Raw genomic sequence first — 19,593 nt, 5'->3', positions numbered from 1 at the left:
ATCCGAAAACGAGCCCTGATTGTATAGTAGTCTGAACCCGACAGCCCAATGGGCTTTATTTACCTTAGCTGGCCTGCAAGTAATGTCCAAAAGACTGATTCCCCTGTTGATTCTCGCCGTCGGTATCGCCGGTTTCATGATTCTCAAAATGACCCGCCCGGAGCCTGCAGAGGTCAGTGCCACCGAGCGCAGTTGGCGTGTCCAGGTTCAGGAAATTGAGCCGGGCACGCATACCCCGGTGCTGCCCCTTTATGGCGAAGTACTGGCGCCGGAGCAACTGACAGTGACAGCAACCCTGGCCGGTCGAATCGGTACGCGGCCCGTGACCGAGGGGCAGCGGGTCAAGGAGGGCGAGCTTCTGGTGGCACTGGACGATGCCGATATCCAGCCTGCGCTGGCCCAGGCCGAAGCACAGGTCAAAGACCTTGAAGCCCAGATCCGATCGGAGCAGGTCCGGTATCGGAATGATCAGACGGCGCTGGCCAGCGAACAGGCCATTCTGGAAAACGCCCGGCGGCAGCTGGAGCGTACCCGGTCGTTGGTGAATCGCAACCTGGCTTCCCGCGAGGCACTGGAAGCGGCCACGGACGCCGCGGCCAGAGCAGAGCTGACGGTAAATGCCAGGCAACGGGCAATCGAAGAGCATCCGGCGCGGCTGCAGAGCCTTCAGGCGAAACTCGCCCAGGCAGAGGCAAACCTGCTCAGCACCCGACGGGATGCCGAACGGGCCCGGATGACGGCGCCCTTTGACGGCATGGTGACCGACATCCGGGTGGCCGAAGGTGACCAGGTCAGCCGCAATGAACCTCTGTTATCGCTGTACCCCGTAGATGGTCTGGAACTCAGGGCCAGGGTGCCGGAGATGTTCCGGGGCGAACTTCTGGATGCCCTGCAGCGGGGGGAAACACTGATTGCCACCAGTGCCGGAGATCAGCACCGGTTTCGTCTTGCCCGCTTTGCCGGAACCAGTGATCCGTCCGGAACCGAAGCCATTCTCGAACTGCAGGGGGATCCCCGTGGGATCCGTCCGGGCGGTTTAATGCCCGTCAGGCTTGAACGGGCGGCACGGAGCAATACCGTGTCGATTCCGTTCAGTGCTCTTTATGGCGCCGACAGCGTTTACCTGATGTCTTCAGACGGCCGGATGCAGCGCGCCCGAATAGAACGTATTGGCGAGGCCCGGGGCAGCAATGGTGAGCGCCGTCTGCTGGTATCCGGTGAAGCCCTGGTATCTGGCGCGCAACTGATTACGACGCATCTGCCCAACGCTGTCACCGGCCTCAAGGTGGATGTGGCAGATTCCGGAGTGGCATCGCAATGAGGCGGAAAAAAGGCGTCATCGGCTTTTTCGTTCATCACCGGGTTGCTGCCAACCTGGTCATGCTGGTGATGCTGCTCGGTGGTGTGCTGGCTCTGACCCGCATGAACATCCAGTTCTTCCCCACCTTTGCCCTGGACGTGGTCAGTGTCCGGGTGGTCTGGAGTGGTGCGTCCGCCGAAGACGTGGAGCAGGGCATTACCAACCCTCTGGAGCAGCGCCTGCGCAGCGTCGATGGCCTGAAAAAAATGACCTCGACCTCGGCCCAGGGGGTTTCCTCCATAACCCTCGAATTCGAAGAAGGCACCAATCCGATCCAGGCCCTGGATGACGTACGCCAGCAGGTGGATGAATTCACCAATTTCCCGGCGGAGGCGGAGGAACCCCAGGTAACCCGCATTGAACGCTACGAGCCAGTGGCCCGGTTGCTTGTGTACGGCGATGTGGACCGCAGTGAGCTGCGGCAGATGGCCTACCGTTTTGAAGATGAACTGCTCCAGCGTGGTATTGACCGGGTTTCGATCCGCGGCTTGCCGGAGCAGCAGATCAGCATTGATGTGCCGGTTGAGCGGCTGGAAGCACTGGGGCTGTCACTGGAGCAGATTGCCGAGCGCGTGGCCGCCATCTCCCGGGACCTGCCTGCCGGCATGATGGCGCAGCAGGATGCCACCCGGGAACTGCGGGCCGTGGAACAGCGCCGAAGCCCCCAGGAATTCGAGAACATTCCGGTGCTCAGTGGTGAGCGGATCCAGCTCAATCTGGGCGATGTGGCGATTATCCGGCAGGAGGCCCGCGAGAGCCAGGTGACCCTCGAGAAGGACGGCAAGCCGGCCGTTGAACTCCAGCTGCAGCGATCGGAAAACGGCAATTCGCTGGCAGCGGCCCAGGTACTGGAAACCTGGCTGGCCGATACCCGGCCGGTGCTGCCGCCGACGGTAAAGCTGGAGGTGTACGATGAAACCTGGCAGCTTCTGGATGATCGTATCTCCCTACTGGTGAACAACGGGCTGGGTGGCCTGGTTCTGGTGGTATGCCTGCTTTACCTGTTTCTCCCCGGTCGGGTTGCCATGTGGGTGGCTGTGGGTATTCCGACGGCGTTCCTGGCGGCCATGGCGGTTCTCTGGCTGATTGGGGGTTCCATCAACATGATCTCCCTGTTCGCCCTGATCATGGCGTTGGGGGTGATCGTCGACGATGCCATTGTGGTGGGCGAGGATGCCGACGCCCACTCCCGCATGGGCGAGGAATCCATCTACGCCTCGGAAGGGGCTGCCAAACGTATGGTGTGGCCCGTGCTGGCCTCGTCTCTCACGACGGTTGCGGCCTTTATGCCCCTTCTCGTGGTGGGCGGTGTCATTGGCAACATTCTGGGCGATATTCCGCTGGTGATGATCTGCGTTCTGGTCGCGTCCCTGCTTGAGTGTTTCATCGTATTGCCGGCGCACTTGCGTCATGCCTTCGTGCCCAGACGTAAGAAAAAAGCGGGAGAGGCAGAACCCGAGCCAAAAGCACCGGGTCCCGTGGAGCGCTTCCGGCGGGGGTTCGAGCAGCGTTTCGACCGTTTCCGGGAAGGCCGGTTTCGCCGGTTCTCTCGGTATAGCCTGGAACACCGGGGGGCTACCGTGGCGAGCGCGGTTGCCCTGGCAATCGTAACGGTCGGTCTGCTGGCCGGTGGCCGGCTCGGATTCAACTTTTTCCCAACACCGGAGCCTTCGGTTTTCTACGCCAATGCCAGCTTTGTGGCCGGAACGGATCGCGGCACCGTTGAGGAGTTCCTGACCCAGATGCAGCGAACGCTCAATGAGACCGAAGAGGCGCTTGGTGGTGATTTCATTTTGCATGCAGTCACTACCCGGGGCGCAACCCAGGGTGCCGAGGGCAGTTCACGTAGCGGCGATGAACTGGGTTCGATGATGATCGAACTGGTGCCCTCCGATCGCCGTTCGGTTCGTAATCCGGAATTTATCACGGAGTGGCGCAGCCGTCTGGAGACACCGGCCGGGCTGGACAATCTGACGATTTCCGAACGTCAGGCCGGGCCGCCGGGCCGGGATGTGAATGTGCGTTTGACCGGCGACAACGCGGAGAATCTGAAGCGTGCCGCGGATGAACTGGGGCAGGCGCTCTCGACGCTGCCCGGTGTTCTGGACGTTGAGGATGACATGCCCTGGGGCAGGGAACAGCTGCTTTACCAGGTCAGCGCTTATGGCGAGGCACTCGGATTGACCACCTCCGATCTCGGGCGCCAGCTAAGGGCTGCCTTCGACGGCCGGATCGCCCAGATCTACCAGGATGGCCGGGATGAGGTCGAAGTTCGCGTGCAACTGCCCAAGGATCAGCGGGAGCGCTTGTCGACGCTGTCCCGTATCACCGTGCGGGTGCCGGACGGTCGTTTTGTTCCCCTGACCCAGGTCATGAACCTGGACCACCGTCAGGGCTTCCAGGCCCTGCGGCATGCTGAGGGCCGGTTGGCGGTTGAAGTCACCTCGGGGCTGAATACCCGGGTCAGCACCACCGACCAGATTCTGACCAGCCTTGAAGCAGATGCACTGCCGGATATCGCCAGTCGCTACAATGTGCGTTACAGCTTCGAGGGCCGTGCGGCCGACCAGAGGGAGACCCTGGGAGACATGCAAACCGGACTGGTTATCGGGCTGGCGCTGATGTACGTGGTACTTGCGTGGGTGTTTGCCTCCTGGAGCCTTCCGCTGATCGTTATGGCCATCATCCCGTTCGCCCTCGTGGGCGCGTTGCTGGGGCACTGGCTGATGGGGCTGCAACTGACCATTCTTTCCCTCTTCGGGTTGTTTGGTCTTTCCGGGATTGTGGTCAATAACGCCATCATCCTCGTAGCTTTCTACAACCAGCAGCGGAAAAAGGGTCTGGGAATCACCGATGCGCTTAACGAGGCCGCGGTACAGCGGGTTCGTGCGGTTATGTTGACTTCCCTGACCACCATCGGCGGGCTGCTGCCGTTGATGTTCGAAACGTCCCTGCAGGCCCAGTTCCTGATCCCCATGGCCACCTCTATTGCCTTTGGCCTCGGGCTATCGACCTTGCTGGTCCTGTTGGTCATACCGGCGTTGCTGTCCTGGCTGGAGCAGTTCCGCGAGTGGCGTGCGCGCCGGCATGGAACCTATGCTGATCCTATCGGGGCGGCGGATTGACCACCTGGCTCTGATTGACCCGGGCAAAGCCGTCGCCTCAACTCGTCAGACAAGGAAACTATGGTGGACTCTCTGCTTTCGGCCCGTGGCCTGAACAAGCAATTCCGCAGCGGTAATGAACCGGTGCCCGTGCTCAGGGGCCTCTCTCTGGATCTGGAACGGGGTCAGTCACTGGCGCTGACCGGTCGATCCGGATCCGGCAAGAGTACCTTGCTGAACATACTCTGTGGTCTGGAGAAACCGGATTCAGGGGTGGTTCAGGTGCTTGGCGAGACGTTTGGTGCCCGGTCAACGGAGGCCGAGAGCAAGTCTGAACTTCGCTGGGGGACTCTTCGCCGACAGCAGATCGGGGTAGTCTTTCAGGAAGCCAACCTGATGCCGGCCCTGTCTTTGCTGGACAACGTCCGTTTTCGCGCCCGGCTTGCCGGCCAATCCGAGGATGGATGTCAGGACTGGCTCGAGCGCCTGGGGATCGGCGAGCTTGCCGACCGATACCCGGATCAGGTGTCCGGGGGACAACGCCAGCGCGCGGCACTGGCCATGGTGTTTGCCATGAAGCCGGCCCTGATTCTTGCTGACGAACCCACAGGCAGCCTGGACCGGCACACGGCAGAGGCCGTGATCGGGCAGCTTTTCGAATTGCAGGCCCGCCATGGCTGCGGACTGATCCTCGCCACCCACGATCCGGAACTGGCTGCCCGCTGCAGCCAGCATCTGGATCTTGGCCACGTGCCGCAAACCTGAGCCCGCCATGACCCTGTTGGCCGCCCTGTTCAGTCATTACCGCCGCCATCCGCTTCAGCTGCTGGCCCTGGCAGCCATGATTGTGCTCGCCACCATGCTGTGGACGGGCGTGCACCATCTCACCAGCCAGGCCCGGGCCAGTCTTGATCAGAGCGAATCGGCGGTGGCCGAACGCCAGCAGATTGCCCGCCAGGACGGTAAACCCCTGACTGTGGAAGATTTTGTCGAGCTGCGCCGAGCAGGGCTCTGCGTGATGCCCTGGTGGGAAGTGCCTTCGCCGCAAGGCGGTCGGGTGGTGGGTATCGACCCGTTGGCGGCCGGATGTTTTGAGAGTCCCGACAGCGAAGAGGCGCCCTGGCAGGGTGAACTGGATGGTCGTCCCTTTGTTGATATCAGTGAAGCGGCTGAACTCGCCGGGAAGAACGAAGGTGGATTGACGTTGCTAATCTCCGATCCCCACATTAACGGGGCACTTCCTGAAGGGTATCGATTGGCGCCGTTTCGGGTTGGCCCGGATACCGGAGAGCTGGGCGACAGCTTTCTGCTGAATCTTGACGCGCTGGGCGTGCTGGTTCTGCTGATTACCGCCTTGCTGGTTCGCAGCGTGTATCTGCTGGGGATGGCGCAACGTAGAGACAGCTTCGCTTTGCTGCACCGGTTTGGCGTCCCTCAAGCCCGAATCAACCGGCTGCTGGTCGTGGAGATTCTGTTGTTGGCCCTGCTGTGTATTGTGCCTGGTATCTGGCTGGGTCGCTGGCTGGCGACCGGGCTGGGTAGCGGATTCGGGCGGGCCCTTGAGGGGCTGTTCGATCAACCGTTGTACGCGGGCCAGGGTGGCAACTGGCTGGTCCCACTTGCAACCATGCTGGCGGTGGTTCTGGTGGCTTGCCTGGCCGATTTTCTCCGTCCATGGGCCCGAGCGTTTGCTGGAAGTAGCCGCCGGTCCGGCGGTTTGGTGGTGCTGGTGCTTATAGCTGGCCTGGCCTTGTCAGCCTGGGTTACGGATCTACTCTGGCTTTTTATCGCCGTGGCCCTCGTGTTTGTGGCTGCCGGGATCCTTGCACCGAGACTGATTGCCTGGCTTGCGGATTGGCGGTCCAGGCACGACCGGAATCTGCAGGTCCGCTGGCGCCATCGGGAGGTATCAGTGCTGGCGCGGCGTCTGGCACTGCCATTGGTCGCTCTGCAGTTCGCCATGGCCATGGTTCTGGCGGTTCAGGCTCTGGTGACGACCTTTGAAAGTACATTTGATCGATGGCTCGCGCAGAGACTGGAGGCGGATTATTACATCGAAGTTCCTGAATCAGCGGATGCGACCCTCGCGGTGGACTGGCTCGCTGAGCAACCTGAACTCGCAGCGTCTGGCCTGTGGCACCGGGTGATTCGCGGCCGTGCAACTTTGCCGGGCAACGGGGATGAGGCAGGCACAGAGGTGGACGTCTTTGCCATCGGCCCTGTAGGCCCACTGGTGACCGGTTGGCAGTTGCTTGAGTCAGCGTCACGGCCCTGGCAGCGACTGCAGCATGGCCAGGGCGTGATGGTGAATGAACAGCTGGCGCGCAGGCAGAATGTACAGGTCGGCCAGTCCCTGGAGGTAACCCTCGGAAGCGGTTCGTTCGAGTTTCCCGTGCTGGCCACCTACCCGGACTACGGTCGCCCCGCTGGCGAAATCCTGATTCATCCTTCGGTGCTTCCTGAAGACTTCGCAACCGGTTTCCAGAGCCTGTCGGTATCGCCCGGAAATCTCGACATCGAGGAAGTGACCGGTGGATTAAAGCGGGTATGGCAGGTGGATGAGCTGACGGTCCGGGACAACCGGGCTATTGAAGAACTCGCCACGGCCATCTTTGACCAGACCTTCCTGCTGACCCGGGCCATGACTACCCTGACCCTGATACTGGCGGCCATTGCCCTGTTGATGATGGGCTGGGTCTTCTTCTCCACCCGGGCCTGGTATTTCCGGCTTTTGGTCGTCTGGGGACTATCCGTGCGACAAGCATCGGCCCAACTGATCCGGCTGTCAGTGTCGTTGACCGCTGCAATTACCCTGCTGGCCCTGCCGCTTGGCATCTGGCTGACGTGGGTTCTGGTGCATCGCATTAATCCTATCGCGTTTGGCTGGTCCCTGCCCATGGCGGTCTATCCCCGGTTCTGGCTGGAGCTTGGGGTGTTGAGTCTGCTGATTGGCCTTAGCATCGGCCTGCTGATGATGCGCCAGTTGAAATCACCGACGGTTGCCCCTGTGAACGCCAACGCGCTGGCGGGAGGTGAGCGATGAGACGCTGGATACTGATGTTGTCCATCGTGGCTCTGGCCGGTTGTTCGGAGTCACAACAAGAAGCAGGGTTCGCCGGACTGGCGGGTGTCGCAGAAAACGACGCCGAAGTGCCCTTCCTTCAGCCCGGGCCGGGCGACCGCCTGATATTTCCCGATGATTTCGGCCCGCACCCGCAACACCGGATCGAATGGTGGTATCTGACCGCCAATTTGAGGACTGAAGAAGGTGAGCCGTTGGGCCTGCAATGGACCCAGTTCCGCCAGGCAATTACGCCCAGGCCGGCAGATGCTGAACCTCCGGAGGCAGCCGACTGGCCCCTGGAAGCGGCCTGGATGGCCCATGCCGCGGTGAGCTTTGATACCCGGCACTACTTTGCAGAGAAGTTGGCCCGGGGTGATGTCGGCCATGCCGGCGCACAGGCGCAGCCACTGGTCGTCTGGCTGGACGACTGGCAGCTTGAGGCAACATCCGAAAGCGAGTCATTGCTCTTGCAGGTGGCGGCGGATGGCTGGTCCTACGATTTGTCCCTCTCGATCAATGGCAAGCCTGTTGCGCACGGTGATAACGGCTTCAGTGCCAAATCCGCTGATGGTGAGGGTTCGATGTATTTCAGTCTGGTGGACCTGCACATCGAGGGTACGGTCACGCTGGGTAATGAGACACTTGAGGTTGCGGGCAAGGGCTGGTTCGACCGGGAGTGGAGCAGTCAGTTTCTCAAATCTGGCCAGCAGGGCTGGGACTGGTTTGCGCTGCACCTGGAGTCGGGTGACAAATTGATGGCTTTCCAGCTTCGGGAAGAAGGCGGAGGTTTTCGTTCCGGAACCTGGATTCCGGAGGATGGCGAGCCCGTAGCGCTTCAGCCCAGTCAGCTTCGCATTCGCCCGGAGGAACCAGACGCCCGGGGCTTTCCCCGCCTTTGGCGTCTGGAGGTTCCGGATTATGGGGTGAGCCTTGAAATTTCGGCTCCCCCTGGAAACTACCTGAATGACGGGCTTTACCCTTATTGGGAAAGCCCTGTCACCGTCGCCGGCAGCCACTCTGGCGAGGGCTACATGGAATTGACCGGCTACGGCGACTGAACACTCAGTGCTTATTCGACCGCGGTTGCCCCGATCCGGTGGATGCTCAGGTCCGCCCCGTTGAACTCTTCTTCTTCGGTCAGACGCAGTCCGGAAATGGCGTTGATAACCCCATAGACAATCAGACCGCCCACAAAGGCCACCACCACGCCGGCCACCGAGCCGATGATCTGGGACATCAGGCTGACGCCGCCGAGACCACCAAGCGCCTCCTGGCCAAAGATGCCGCAGGCAATCGCGCCCCAGACACCACAGACACCGTGCAGGGGCCAGACACCCAGGACATCGTCCAGGCGCTCTATCTTGGCCTGGGCCCACTCGAACAGATACACGAAGATAGCGCCGGCGACACCGCCCGTTACCAGGGCGCCTACAGGATGCATCAGGTCTGAGCCGGCACACACGGCCACCAGCCCGGCCAGTGGGCCGTTGTGGATAAAGCCCGGGTCCTTGCGGCCCAGCAGCATGGACACCAGGATGCCGCCTACCATCGCCATAAGGCTGTTTACGGCGACCAGGCCGCTGATGCCGTCCAGGGTCTGGGCGGACATGACGTTGAAGCCAAACCAGCCGACGGTCAGGATCCAGGCGCCCAGGGCCAGGAAGGGAATGTTGGAGGGGGCAAAAGCCACCACCTTGCCATTACGGTAGCGACCATTTCGTGCACCGAGGACCAGAACGGCCGCCAGGGCGATCCAGCCGCCCACTGCATGCACTACAACGGAGCCGGCGAAGTCGTGAAAGGACGCACCAAACTGGTTCTCCAGCCAGCCCTGGAAGCCATAGTTGCCGTTCCAGATCAGCCCCTCAAAGAAGGGGTAGATAAAGGCGACAATCAGGCCAGAGGCAATCAGCATCGGATAGAACTTTGCCCGTTCAGCGATACCACCGGAGACAATCGCGGGAATGGCTGCGGCGAAGGTCATCAGGAAGAAAAACTTCACCAGATCATAGCCGTTGGCCGCGGTCAGCTCGGCGGCACCGCTCATGAAATGGCTGCCGTAGGCAATGTAGTAGCCGATGAAGAAATACGCCACGGCAGAGATGCCAAAGTCGGTCATGATCTTCACCAGGGCGTTGACCTGGTTCTTGTGGCGAACGGTGCCTACTTCCAGAAAAGCAAAGCCGGCATGCATGGCCAGCACCATAATGGCGCCGATGAGGATGAACAGCGTGTTGGCGCTTTCAGTCAGGGTGTGTACTGCACTCGTGATGTCCACGGGTTTTCGCTCCTGATGTTGTGTGTCCGGCCTCTAGCGGGCCGCTTTACGTTGAGTTGTGCATTGATGAGGTGCAGCTAAAGCAAGAGCTGTTCCAAAATAATGCATTTCAAGCGCGGAAGGGCAGTTGGGTGGTTCTGGAAAGATGTGAGAGACGTGTTTTAGAGCCAAAGTGCACTAGCATTGTGCGTTTTGGTGTCGGGCGCACCAAAATAGAGTGCGCTTACCAGCTGATTTCGTTTGATGTCGAGCTGTCGGATTCGATCCCGAGTGCCGACTGGTCATCGTCCGATTCGGACTGGATCAGTTCCCGGAGGCGAACCTCCTGTTCCTGCATCGGGCCGGAGAGATCAATGATGATTTCCACGCGCCGGTTCTTGGCCCGGTTTTCTGCTGAGCTATTCGGAACTCTGGGTTCGGTATCCGCCAGTCCGGTGACGGAAAGTCGCGTGGGTTCAACCTGGTCCCGGGCGACCAGCACGTTGGCCACCGCGGCGGCCCGGGCAGCCGACAGATCCCAGTTGCTGTAGAAGCGGTCGGTACGGATAGGCACGTTGTCGGTGTGGCCCTCAATGGTCAGGTCGCCGGGGATGCCCTCAATAACCTCGGCCATGTCCAGCAACAGGCCCTCAAATTCCCAGGTCAGCTGAGCCGAACCTGAGGGAAACGAACCTTTTTCTTCCACCCGGATCACGATCCGCCGCTGATCCTCGCTTACATTGATGCGCCCATCGGCGATCGCCGGCTCCAGCACCTTGAGGATTTCGTCCATGGTTTCCTGCAACTGCTCTTCCATGGCAGCCTCCACGGCCATGTCGGTCGGGCTTTTCAGGGTCTGCAGCTCGGGGGCTTCCTCTGTGGTGGTCTGTTTGACCTCGTTGACCACGGTGGGCTCGGGCGGTGCGGGAGAAAACTTGTCGAAAATGGGGCTGGTACCCTTGGGTATTTCCAGGGCCGGCACATCCCGCTGCACGCCGAAGGCTTTGGAGAGTTCACCGGCGATCTGCTTGAACTTCTGGGCATCAATCTCCGAGAAAGACAGTAGCAACACGAAGAAGCACATCAGCAGGGACATGAGATCGGCGAAGGTAACTACCCACGCCGGAATCCCCGGTTTTTCCTCTTCAGGCAATTCATCCATGGTCAGGCGCCTTCAGCTGCAGCCGCTTTCTCGCGTTCCTTGGGGGGCAGGTAGCTCGACAGCATCTGCTCGATGATCCGGGGATTGGTGCCTTCCTGAATGGCCACCAGGGCATCAATGTACAGCGACTGCATACGCGCTTCCTCGGTCATCCGCAGGGAGAGCTTGTCGGCAATCGGAGTAGCGATCATGGTGGCAATCATGGCGCCATACAGTGTGGTCAGCAGTGCGACCGCCATGGCCGGGCCGATGGACTTCGGGTCTTCCATGTTCGACAGCATCTGAACCAGACCAATCAGCGTGCCGATCATGCCCATGGCCGGCGCCACATCGGCCATGGCCGTGAATACCTTGGCGCCAGATCGGTTGTGGTCGAGGGTCATCAGGCGCTCCTTGTTCAAGAGCTCCTTGATGGTCTTGCCGTCCTGACCGTCCACCAGCATCTGTATACCCTGGGCCAGGAACGGGCTGCTGATCTCTCTATCCTCCAGCCCAAGAACGCCCTCTTTGCGGGCCACGTTGGCGATATCCACCAACTCTTCAATGCTGGCCTGGGTTTCCGGCAGCTTGAACTTGAAGGCCCGGGCGGCCGCTTTGAAGGCGCCAAGAAACTGGGCGACGCTGAACTTGGCCAACACCACGAACATGGTGCCACCCACGACAATCAGCAATGAGGCAGGGTTGATAAATACAGAAGGTGAAACACCAAGAATAACGGCGGATGCAATCAGCAGAATAGCGCCGGCAAGACCGATGAGAGTGGCTAAATCCACGACAACTCCAGATTTGATTCAGGTGTTCCTACAGCAGGGGCGGGAGAATACCGTCAGTTCAGAAATTAATCAATTCGCACTGACCCGGTTTTCAGATTCTTCCTGATGTTCCTTCCACGCAGCGTAGCGGAGCAGATCGGATTCTACCAGTTTCAGACACAGGGCCACGACGCCGGCATCGTCGATAAATCCGAAGCCGAACAGAAGGTCGGGAATGACATCCAGCGGATTCAGCACGTACAGGAGTGCCCCTGCCACTGCCGCGATTGTCTTCCAGGGTACGCTCCGGTAATTGCCGTACCAGTAGTCGCGGATCATGGAAAACATCAGCTTGATGTCGCCGCTGAAGCGTGCCAGCTTGCCGCTACCCTTCACCTTTTCTTCAATCGCGCGTTGTCTTTCAAGCAGAGTCTCAAGGTCGGACCGGTGTACCTTGCTGGCCTCGGCATCGAGTTGTTCCCGGGCATCTTTCTGGTTGAACACTGCCATTGCGTAGGTTCCTTGCTTGTTACCTGAGTGTTCATGATCGCGCAGCCATGCCTGCAATGCCAATGGTGCGATGCTTACCGATGCTTGTACTGGGTCGGGCAATAGCCCCGACTCACCCCTTCGGGCCGCAACTGGCGGTGTTTGGTGCTGCGTCCGGTTACCCGCTTGCGCCAGAGCCGGAAGCTTGAAGGCTTGAGCTCACGTCGCATCAGGCGGATGACGTCTTTCTCCTGAAGGCCATAGAGGGCTTCGATGGCCTCGAAGGGGGTGCGATCTTCCCAGGCCATCTCGATAATGCGGGAGAGGTCTGCAGAGTCGAATTGCGCGGACATGGGGTGCTCTCGGTTTTGTTCAGGTTTCCGGAGATTACGTCCGCATCGGCCGCTCGTCTCACCCGCATCGGTTTATTGATAATGCTTGTGCAGCCGGGCCGGGATCTGGGCGAGCTGTTTGTCCACCAGTGAGCGCACGGCTCTGGAAATGGGCCGGGTATCCAGGCCCGGCTCGACCACGTTCAGCAGATAGGCAACCGCCTCTGCTGTGGCCAGGTGTTGCTTGCCCGGGGCCTTTCGGATGGCGTAGGCAGACGCCGGAGGTTCCGCCAAATGGAAGCGGGGCAGCGCCGCCAGGGCAGGATTCTGATGCAGGATCTTTGCGGCCTTACGCCAGGTTCCGTCCAGAATGATCCAGTGATGGATGTCATGGAGGTTTGCGCATTCGAGGGTGTCGCTGCCGGGACCGGGGAACAGCAGTGCGGAATGTCCGGCTTCTGTGTGTGGATTGAAGCCGGCCTGGTCAAAATCGTCTGGCGTCTCGCCCTGGAACACGTCGACTCTGGCGAGGCATTGGGCCAGTATGCGCACCGTACCCTTGGGGTGACCAACCTCGGTTGGGTGTTGAAGGACCGAAACCCGGGTGCGGTTCGGCACCGGGGCACAGGCTTCACAGACACAGATATTCAGGTGCATGCCGCAATCGGCACAGATCGGCCTGGGCAACGCCTGTTACCCCACAAAAATACGTTTTGCCAACCCGGCGCCGCGCCAGCCCTGGATGGCCAGGGTGCTGACCAGCCCACCAATCATCGCGCCCACCACGCCGCAGGTAAGGATGTCCTGGCCGGTGAGATAGAGCCCGGGAATGTCGGTTTTCGGTTTCAGCCAGTCCTGTTCGAAGCGCTCAGGGTTGTGGTCCAGACCGTAGAGCTCGCCCCGACCATAGCGGCAGAACCAGGCGGTAGACAGCGGCGTGGAGGTCTCCACGTAATCCACTTTGCCCCGAAGCTGCGGGAGTTTCTCGTACATCACTTCCAGCAATTGGTCGGTAATTTTCTGCTTAAGGACCTCATAGTCTTCCCCGCGCTTGCCCCAGGTAGTGTCCTGCCAGGGCTCGAACATCTCCCAGGTGGTTGGTGCGACAATCTCGATGGTGGAGGTGCCAGGCCAGCGGTTCTGGTAGTCCGGGTCCTTGGCTGCCGGGAAGGAAATATACACCACCGGAAACTCGGTGTTTTCCGGATCATCCAGGAACTGTTGCACGTTGCTGTCGTGATCGGCGCTCGGGTAGATCCAGAAATTGGTGCGCGGCAGCCCGAGCGCTTCCGGAGTTCCTTTCAGGCCGATGTAGAGCCCGATATGGGGCATGGAGGGAATAATGTGCCGGCGTTTGCGCTTGTAGCCGATTTTTTCTGCGGCCTCAGCCGGCAGCAATTTTTCAAAGGTGTTGATCACCCCGGCGTTGCTGATGACCATTGGTGCCCGGATTTCCTCACCGTCGGCCATGCGCACGCCGGTTGCCTTGCCCTTCTCGACCAGGATGTCAGTCACATCGGCGTAGGTGAATACCTCACCACCGGGCTGCTGGATGACGGGGATGATGGTTTTTGCGATCTCCGAGGCACCGCCTACCGGATAGAAACCGCCGTAGAGGTAGTGCTTGGCGATCAGCGCATGAACCATAAAGCTGGATTGCCTCGGTGTGACGCCGCAATCTCCCCACTGGCCGGTGATGGCACCGATCAGTTCCTGGTTGTCGGTCAGCTCGCTCAAAACGTCCCAGGTGGTCTTGTTGAAGTAATCCGGCAAGGCTACATCCAGGCCTTTGTGAACGAGCGGGCTCAGAAGCCCGGGTGTAAGCTTGGAAAGCGTATACCACTGCATGCCGTCGGCCACCTTGCCCAGCAGTTTTACATACTGGTCGATGGCCTCCTTTTCATCGGGGAAGGCATCCAGCAAGGAGAGTCGCAGGCCCTCCTTCCCAGCGCGCAGATTCACGACCTTGTCTCCCAGAAAGAAACGGTCGTAATTCTCGTCCATGGGTGCCCATTCCAGTTTGCCGTCGGTAATGTAATCGAACAGCCGCCGGCCCAGGGTATGGGGTGAGCCCATATCGCCAATATAGTGAACACCCACGTCCCACTCGTAACCGTTGCGGGCGTAGCTGTGGGTGTAGCCTCCTGCAGTGTAATGCTGTTCAAGGACCAGTACCTTATTGCCGGCTTTGGCCAGGCAAGCGGCCGTTGTCAGGCCGCCAATGCCGGAGCCGATTACAATGGCGTCGTAAGGGCCTTTCAGTCGGTTGGCCCGGTAACGGGTACCGATCCGGATCGTACTGGGTTTGAGTTTTCGGGAAGACGGACTGCTCACTTCTGCGCTTTCTACCACCATGCTTTGCCCCACATTTCCGGATTGGCCCAGTTCTCTGGATTGTTCCAGGCCCGCTTGTGGTTGTAAGTATCCAGATTGTAGGTGTACAGCGTCAGTGCACCGTTATCATTTTCCAGTTCGGCATGGCGACGGAAGCCAAGGCCGATGAAGTCCGTAAACGCCCAGTCGGGAGCCTCTCCCACAAGAACCGCAATCTGATGGGTGCCATAGTTCCTGAGTTGTCCCAGCAGAAGGGCGCCTTCGTCATGGGGCAGGTGTTCGAGGGTTTCGGTAACGAGGGCCAGGTCTGCCACCCGGTCCAGGAACAGGTGGGCATTGGGGTCGATGGTGTCCAGTGTGTGAACGTCAACGCCCTTCTGATGTTTCTGCCAGATCCGTGAGACTTCGGTCGCGAGGTTGCCGCAACTCAGCAAGGTAGAGGGAGAGCTGGTATCGATGATGCGAGCCAGGGTCTCACGTGCCGAATTGCCGTTGTCCTTCCTATCCGTCATGGCTGTTCGCCTTATTGCTGCAAGGGCCAGTCTGCCGCATCCACTGTGTGTAGACCTACGGGCTGTTCCGCGTGTCCGCCCCAGCGGTCAATGAAGGTGCCGGTGGGATCGTACTGCTGCGTCTGTTTTTCCAGATTGAATTGCCGCAGGCCTCTCGGGTCCGCCCCCACGCCAGCCAGGTACTGCCAGTTGCCGTAGTTGCTCCCTACATCATAGTCGATCAACTGCTCTTCAAACCATGCCGCTCCGTATCGCCAGTCGAGGCCCAGTTCGTTGATGAAACAGCTTGCCACCAGTTGCCGGGCCCGGTTGCTCATGTAACCGGTTTCACGCAGCTGATTCATGGCCGCGTTTACGATTGGGTATTCGGTGTTGCCCTGGCACCAGGCCTTGAAACGGTGGCCATAGAAGGTGCCGTGTCGACGCTTGCGCTGGACGCCATCCCGGCGGAACAGGTTGGCGCCGTGTTTCAGGGCGTACCAGTAGAAGTATTCCCGCCAGAGCAGTTCGAACCAGAGCCAATAGGTGGATTCGTTTTTGGTCTCGCTGGCTTCGTACTCTGTGATGGTTTCCGCCACTTCGCGAACCGAGAGACTGCCGTTGGCCAGCCAGGGCGAGAATTTTGAGGAGGCGTCCCAGGAGTCCAGGGCGTTGCGGGTCTCCTTGTAGCGGTCAATGCTGTGGTTGCCGTACAGGAATTCCCGAAGCCGCTCCACGCCGGCTGTTTCACCCCCCATAAACTGCAATGGATGCATCGGCTCTGGTATCGGCGGGCAGTCGCCGCGATTGTCCTCCGGGAACCCTGGTGGCGGAGGCAGGGCTGTCAGAGTGCGGATACGCAAACGCTCGGTACAGCGTTCTCCGGTTTTCTCAACCTGCTTGCGGAACTGGGAAAAGGTGTCCGGCAGATCCTGCAGGGTCATGGGCAGGGAGCCCTCGGTAAACAGGCTCAGGGTTTCGAATTGCTGGAACAGGGTCTGTGGCAGTTTGTCCTTGATCGCGCGCCACTGGCCAGCTTCCCGGGTGCCCGGCAACCGCGACCGGACAACCCGGGCAATACGGTGGGCATGCACCAGCTCGGGGACCACGGCTTCCGGCTCGCCATAGGCAATATGCAGGCGCTGGCCAAGCGTCCGCAGGGTTCGCTCCAGCGCCATCAGGCTCTGCCAGAGGAAGCGCCAGCGATGATCGCCCATGGCTTTGCTTTGCAGTGGCCCCGGTGCGAACCAGCGGGGATCAACAACGTAGACACATAAAAGCACGTCGGACTTCGAGGCCGCCAGCAACGCGGCGTTGTCGTGCAGGCGAAGATCCCGGGTAAACCAGTAAAGCGTATGCAAGGTTGATGCTCCTTGGCCTTTTGATTCAACCCTTCAGATACGTACCAGATTCGGAAAAGTTTTTGGGGGCGCAACAATGATATGTGATGTGCGTGGGAACTTCGCAGGTAGGTGGTGATCTTTCGAGGATTTTGATGAGACTGGCCGTGGATCTCTTGCACCAACGCTGCCCTTGCGGGGCAGCATGGTGCAGGGTTCGAGGATCGAGAGAAGTTCTACAGCTCCTGAGCCGTCGGCCGCAGGATGATTTCATTGATATCGACATCCGCCGGCTGCTCGATGGCATAGACAACTGCCCGGGCCACGGCATCGGAATCAATGGCGACTTCGTAGAGCTCATCCGCCGCCTTTTTCGCGTCGGGATCAGTGATGGTGCTGGTGAGCTCGGTGGCGACGGCACCCGGCGAGATGTTGGTGCTGCGGATCTCGTCGCCGCCTTCCATACGAACGCCTTCGGACAGCGCCTTCACCGCATATTTGGTGGCGCAGTAGACGGCGGCACCGGGGAAGACCTTGTGCCCGGCGACCGACGACAGGTTGAGGATGTGCCCGCTGTGCTGTTCCCGCATGGTCGGCAGTACAGCGGCGATACCATACATCACGCCCTTGATGTTGACGTCTACCATCTGTTCCCACTCATCAACCTTGAGGGCGTCCAGCGGTGCCAGGGGCATCAGCCCGGCGTTGTTGACCAGCACATCGATCCTGCCAAACGCCTCTTTTGCCGCGGCGGCCAGAGACTCAACCTGATTGCGGTCGGTCACGTCGGTGACCTGCCAGATGGCTTCGGCGCCCCGGGATTTGAGATCTTCCGTCAGGTCTTTCAGGCGGTCCTCCCGGCGTGCTGCGAGTACCAGCTTGGCGCCCCGGTCTGCCAGGCGGCGGGCCGTGGCTTCACCGAGACCACTGCTGGCGCCGGTAATAATCACTACTTTGCTGTTGATCGGGTCATTGGTGTTGCTCATGGTTTGTCTCCTTTGGGAATAAAAGCGCTGTTCAGGCGCTTTTTTCGAGTTCTATCAGTGTCGGGTAGTCGGTGTAACCGTGTTCATCACCGCCATAGAAGGTGCTGTCGTCCCAGTCGTTCAGGGGCGCGTTCTGGCGGAAGCGCTCCGGCAGATCCGGGTTGGCGATAAACGGGCGGCCGAAGGTGACCAGATCGCACCGGCCTTCGTCGATACGCTTTCGGGCCTCGTCGGCGGTGTAGGCGCCATTGGCAATGTAGGTGCCCTTGAAGCCGGCGCGGATCGCGTCGATGACTTCTTCCGGGCGGCCGTTCGCGTGATTGCCCTGGAAGGAGTCTTCCACCACTTCGATGTAGGCAATGCCCAGGTCGTTCAGGTGCCGGGCGAAGGTACCGAAGGTTTCGGCCGGGTTGTCGTCGTCCATGGCATTGAAACTACCCGTGGGGCTGACGCGGACGCCGACCTTGTCCTTGCCCCAGACGTCGATAACCGCTTCGACGACCATCAATGGCAGGCGCAGACGGTTTTCCACCGAGCCACCGTATTCGTCAGTGCGATGGTTACTGCCGCTCTTGATGAACTGGTCCAGCAGATAGCCGTTGGCCGCATGGACTTCAACGCCGTCAAAGCCGGCTTCTTTTGCGTTCAGCGCACCCTGGCGGTACTGCTCGACAATGTCGGTCATTTCCGCGGTTTCCAGGGCCCGGGGCTCCGGGATATCCACCATGCCGGAGTTGGCACTGATGAAGGTCTTGGCACCTTCGGGCTTGATGGCAGAAGGCGCAACGGGCTTTTCACCGTTCGGTTGCAGGTCCGGATGGGATATCCGGCCCACGTGCCACAGTTGCATGTGAATTCGGCCGCCGGCCATGTGCACCGCCCCGGTTACCTTCTTCCAGCCTTCAATCTGTTCCTGCGAATGAATGCCGGGGGTAAAGGCATAGCCCTTGCCTTGCGGCGAAACCTGGGTGGCTTCACTGAGAATCAGGCCAGCGCTGGCCCGCTGCTGATAGTAGCGGGCGTTCATGTCGTTGGGGATATCCCCGGGCTGGCTTGAGCGGGAACGTGTCAGTGGTGACATCAGAATCCGGTTGGGCAGGGCCAGTTCGCCCAGATGGTGCGGTTGAAAAAGTGGATCGTTCTGGTTGCTCATCGGGCATCCTCCTTCAGGATCAAATGATATTAATTAGACCAGTCTACTAGTCGGCAATCGAAAAAAATTTCAGCCGATGTTCAGGCAGTGTTTGAAAAAGACTCGCACGAACCTCTCCATGGGTTCGGTGGACTTGAGGACCTTCGAACGCAGGATGGCGCCTTCCCAGCCGGACAGAAGAAAACTGGCGGCGTCTGCCGCGTCGATGTCGGCGCTGATGTCTCCGGCCTGCTGGGCAGCACGGATGCAATGCTCAAAGCGTCTTTCCCAGCTGGCGAAGACCGAGTCCAGCCTCTGCCGGAAGGCTTCGTTCTGTCCCGCCAGTTCCTGGCCCAGGTTGCCGATCAGACAGCCCCGGGTGTACTCGCAGCTGGTCATGGTTTCAAAGCCGGTGTCGAAGTAGGCGCGCAGCCGGTCGACCCAGGAGCGGCTGGTGTCATTGAGAATCCGATCCAGTTTGGCGTCGTATTCCTCCGCGAAGGTATCAATGACCGCCAGGCCGAAATCATTCTTGCTGCTAAAGTAGTGGTAGAACGACCCCTTGGGTACGCCAGCTGCGGTCAGCACGGCGTTGATGCCTGTCGCACCAAAGCCTTTATGGCCGATCAGGTCGGCGCCGGTGTGAATAATGTGAGTGCGGGTGTCGGTTGACGTCATATCTGCTATAGTAGACCAGTCGTCTAGTAATCGTCAAACCGTCAATCTGTCAATTCATCATACAAAGGGAATCAGCAATGCCCGAGATTCCTGACAGAACCAGAGGAGCATG

At 60.0% G+C, this 19,593-nt stretch carries 17 protein-coding genes; 5 read left to right on the top strand and 12 right to left on the bottom strand.

Features of this window, described 5'->3' with window-relative positions; all coding sequences use genetic code 11:
• Window positions 1-82 precede the first annotated feature (82 nt).
• Genes ABNF92_RS09510 through ABNF92_RS09490 form a run of 5 tightly spaced genes read left to right on the top strand, consistent with a single transcriptional unit; the run spans window position 83 to window position 8,586 of the window.
• Window positions 83-1,321 carry a biotin/lipoyl-binding protein gene (locus ABNF92_RS09510; RefSeq protein ID WP_349344003.1) on the top strand — a complete coding sequence of 413 codons (1,239 nt, stop codon included), beginning with the start codon at window positions 83-85 and terminating at the stop codon, window positions 1,319-1,321.
• A complete protein-coding gene (locus tag ABNF92_RS09505; RefSeq protein ID WP_349344002.1) occupies window positions 1,318-4,485 on the top strand; it encodes an efflux RND transporter permease subunit in 3,168 nt (1,055 codons plus the stop codon). Before ABNF92_RS09510 ends, ABNF92_RS09505 begins: the two co-directional genes overlap by 4 nt.
• A gap of 60 nt (window positions 4,486-4,545) precedes the next feature.
• Complete coding sequence (locus ABNF92_RS09500) at window positions 4,546-5,229, top strand: ABC transporter ATP-binding protein (RefSeq protein ID WP_349344001.1); 684 nt, start codon at window positions 4,546-4,548, stop codon at window positions 5,227-5,229.
• Window positions 5,230-5,236: 7 nt separating this feature from the next.
• Window positions 5,237-7,507, top strand: a complete 2,271-nt coding sequence (locus ABNF92_RS09495; protein WP_349344000.1) for an FtsX-like permease family protein — start codon at window positions 5,237-5,239, stop codon at window positions 7,505-7,507.
• Window positions 7,504-8,586, top strand: a complete 1,083-nt coding sequence (locus ABNF92_RS09490) for a lipocalin-like domain-containing protein (RefSeq protein WP_349343999.1) — start codon at window positions 7,504-7,506, stop codon at window positions 8,584-8,586. Before ABNF92_RS09495 ends, ABNF92_RS09490 begins: the two co-directional genes overlap by 4 nt.
• Window positions 8,587-8,597: 11 nt before the next feature.
• Here the strand turns inward: ABNF92_RS09490 and ABNF92_RS09485 are convergent, their stop codons facing one another.
• The 12 genes from ABNF92_RS09485 to ABNF92_RS09430 form a co-directional block, all read right to left on the bottom strand.
• Window positions 8,598-9,806, bottom strand: a complete 1,209-nt coding sequence (locus ABNF92_RS09485; protein WP_069182647.1) for an ammonium transporter — start codon at window positions 9,804-9,806, stop codon at window positions 8,598-8,600.
• Window positions 9,807-10,029: 223 nt separating this feature from the next.
• Window positions 10,030-10,947, bottom strand: a complete 918-nt coding sequence (locus tag ABNF92_RS09480) for a flagellar motor protein MotB (RefSeq protein WP_069182648.1) — start codon at window positions 10,945-10,947, stop codon at window positions 10,030-10,032.
• A gap of 2 nt (window positions 10,948-10,949) precedes the next feature.
• Entirely contained in the window at window positions 10,950-11,720 is a 771-nt protein-coding gene (gene pomA / locus ABNF92_RS09475; RefSeq protein ID WP_069182649.1) for a flagellar motor protein PomA, read from the bottom strand.
• Between the two features lie 69 nt (window positions 11,721-11,789).
• A complete protein-coding gene (locus tag ABNF92_RS09470; protein WP_069182650.1) occupies window positions 11,790-12,209 on the bottom strand; it encodes a YkvA family protein in 420 nt (139 codons plus the stop codon).
• Between the two features lie 74 nt (window positions 12,210-12,283).
• Window positions 12,284-12,541 (bottom strand): TIGR03643 family protein, encoded by a 258-nt coding sequence (locus tag ABNF92_RS09465; RefSeq protein ID WP_069182651.1) that lies wholly within the window; start codon window positions 12,539-12,541, stop codon window positions 12,284-12,286.
• A gap of 72 nt (window positions 12,542-12,613) precedes the next feature.
• On the bottom strand, window positions 12,614-13,207 hold the full coding sequence (locus tag ABNF92_RS09460; RefSeq protein ID WP_349343998.1) for a tRNA-uridine aminocarboxypropyltransferase: 594 nt from the start codon (window positions 13,205-13,207) through the stop codon (window positions 12,614-12,616).
• Window positions 13,208-13,213: 6 nt separating this feature from the next.
• Entirely contained in the window at window positions 13,214-14,875 is a 1,662-nt protein-coding gene (locus tag ABNF92_RS09455; RefSeq protein ID WP_349343997.1) for an NAD(P)/FAD-dependent oxidoreductase, read from the bottom strand.
• A complete protein-coding gene (locus ABNF92_RS09450; RefSeq protein ID WP_349343996.1) occupies window positions 14,866-15,366 on the bottom strand; it encodes a DUF6231 family protein in 501 nt (166 codons plus the stop codon). The genes ABNF92_RS09455 and ABNF92_RS09450 overlap by 10 nt, the downstream gene beginning before the upstream one ends.
• An 11-nt stretch (window positions 15,367-15,377) precedes the next feature.
• Complete coding sequence (locus ABNF92_RS09445) at window positions 15,378-16,706, bottom strand: DASH family cryptochrome (RefSeq protein ID WP_349343995.1); 1,329 nt, start codon at window positions 16,704-16,706, stop codon at window positions 15,378-15,380.
• 215 nt (window positions 16,707-16,921) lie between these two features.
• Window positions 16,922-17,671 carry an SDR family oxidoreductase gene (locus ABNF92_RS09440; RefSeq protein ID WP_069182655.1) on the bottom strand — a complete coding sequence of 250 codons (750 nt, stop codon included), beginning with the start codon at window positions 17,669-17,671 and terminating at the stop codon, window positions 16,922-16,924.
• Window positions 17,672-17,702: 31 nt separating this feature from the next.
• Entirely contained in the window at window positions 17,703-18,824 is a 1,122-nt protein-coding gene (locus tag ABNF92_RS09435; RefSeq protein ID WP_305965552.1) for an alkene reductase, read from the bottom strand.
• A gap of 69 nt (window positions 18,825-18,893) precedes the next feature.
• Window positions 18,894-19,481 carry a TetR family transcriptional regulator C-terminal domain-containing protein gene (locus ABNF92_RS09430; RefSeq protein ID WP_349343994.1) on the bottom strand — a complete coding sequence of 196 codons (588 nt, stop codon included), beginning with the start codon at window positions 19,479-19,481 and terminating at the stop codon, window positions 18,894-18,896.
• Between the last annotated feature and the right edge of the window lie 112 nt (window positions 19,482-19,593).

Origin of the sequence: Marinobacter sp. MMG032 (assembly GCF_040112695.1) — a bacterium.
Classification (GTDB): domain Bacteria; phylum Pseudomonadota; class Gammaproteobacteria; order Pseudomonadales; family Oleiphilaceae; genus Marinobacter; species Marinobacter salsuginis.
The sequence above is the reverse complement of the archived record's forward strand: the minus strand, read 5'-3'. Positions and strand labels throughout refer to the sequence as shown.

Coding starts and splice junctions, on each gene's coding strand:
- ABNF92_RS09510 (WP_349344003.1), top strand. CDS start 83: ATGTCCAAAAGACTGATTCCCCTGTTGATTCTCGCCGTCGGTATCGCC.
- ABNF92_RS09505 (WP_349344002.1), top strand. CDS start 1,318: ATGAGGCGGAAAAAAGGCGTCATCGGCTTTTTCGTTCATCACCGGGTT.
- ABNF92_RS09500 (WP_349344001.1), top strand. CDS start 4,546: ATGGTGGACTCTCTGCTTTCGGCCCGTGGCCTGAACAAGCAATTCCGC.
- ABNF92_RS09495 (WP_349344000.1), top strand. CDS start 5,237: ATGACCCTGTTGGCCGCCCTGTTCAGTCATTACCGCCGCCATCCGCTT.
- ABNF92_RS09490 (WP_349343999.1), top strand. CDS start 7,504: ATGAGACGCTGGATACTGATGTTGTCCATCGTGGCTCTGGCCGGTTGT.
- ABNF92_RS09480 (WP_069182648.1), bottom strand. CDS start 10,947: ATGGATGAATTGCCTGAAGAGGAAAAACCGGGGATTCCGGCGTGGGTA.
- ABNF92_RS09470 (WP_069182650.1), bottom strand. CDS start 12,209: ATGGCAGTGTTCAACCAGAAAGATGCCCGGGAACAACTCGATGCCGAG.
- ABNF92_RS09465 (WP_069182651.1), bottom strand. CDS start 12,541: ATGTCCGCGCAATTCGACTCTGCAGACCTCTCCCGCATTATCGAGATG.
- ABNF92_RS09455 (WP_349343997.1), bottom strand. CDS start 14,875: ATGGTGGTAGAAAGCGCAGAAGTGAGCAGTCCGTCTTCCCGAAAACTC.
- ABNF92_RS09450 (WP_349343996.1), bottom strand. CDS start 15,366: ATGACGGATAGGAAGGACAACGGCAATTCGGCACGTGAGACCCTGGCT.
- ABNF92_RS09440 (WP_069182655.1), bottom strand. CDS start 17,671: ATGAGCAACACCAATGACCCGATCAACAGCAAAGTAGTGATTATTACC.
- ABNF92_RS09435 (WP_305965552.1), bottom strand. CDS start 18,824: ATGAGCAACCAGAACGATCCACTTTTTCAACCGCACCATCTGGGCGAA.
- ABNF92_RS09430 (WP_349343994.1), bottom strand. CDS start 19,481: ATGACGTCAACCGACACCCGCACTCACATTATTCACACCGGCGCCGAC.